This is a genomic window from Streptomyces sp. AC627_RSS907 (assembly GCF_019049165.1).
Genome location: NZ_JAGMUE010000804.1, coordinates 1 through 659, shown reverse-complemented (window position 1 = coordinate 659; position 659 = coordinate 1). Strand labels below are relative to the sequence as shown.

General features: G+C 74.1%; 1 protein-coding gene. It reads right to left on the bottom strand.

Annotation, left to right across the window (positions count from 1 at the left end):
- Positions 1-659, bottom strand: a 659-nt coding sequence (locus KUM32_RS38730; RefSeq protein ID WP_217146482.1) for a beta-ketoacyl reductase, incomplete at both ends; no start/stop codon positions are given.

Below are 659 nucleotides of genomic sequence, written 5' to 3'. Positions count from 1 at the left end.
GGCGTCCACGGCTTCGGCCACCGCCGGCGCCACGGGGGCCACGTCACTCAGCAGGGGGCTCGGCCGCTGGGCCGTGAACCCGGTGGTGAACTTCTCCCAGTCGACGTCGGCCACCGTGATGGTCGTGTCGCCGCGTCCCAGCGCGGCCTGGAGCGACGCGATGCCGAGATGCGGATCGAGCGGGGAGAGGCCACGCCGCTTGAGGTAGGCGATCCCGGCCTCGTCGGCGGCCATCCCGGTGCCACCCCACGGGCCCCAGGCGATGCTGGTGGCGGGCAGGCCATGGGCACGGCGGTGTTCGGCCAGGGCGTCGAGGTAGGCGTTGGCGGCGGCGTACCCGGCCTGCCGCCCGCTGCCCCAGGTGGCCGCGTTGGACGAGAACAGCACGAACGCGCTCAGGTCCAGGTCACGGGTCAGCTCGTGCAGGTGTGCCGCGGCCACGGCCTTGGCGTCGAGGGTCCGGTCCAACGCCGCCAGGTCCAGCTCCGCGAGTGTGTCCACCTCCAGGACGCCGGCCGTGTGCACGACGGCGGACAGCGGCTGGTCCGTGGGGATGTCGGCGAGCAGGCACTGGAGCTGGTCCCGGTCCGCGACGTCACAGGAGACGATGTCGACCGCCGCGCCGAGGGCCGTGAGCTGCGCGGCGAGTTCGCCGGCCC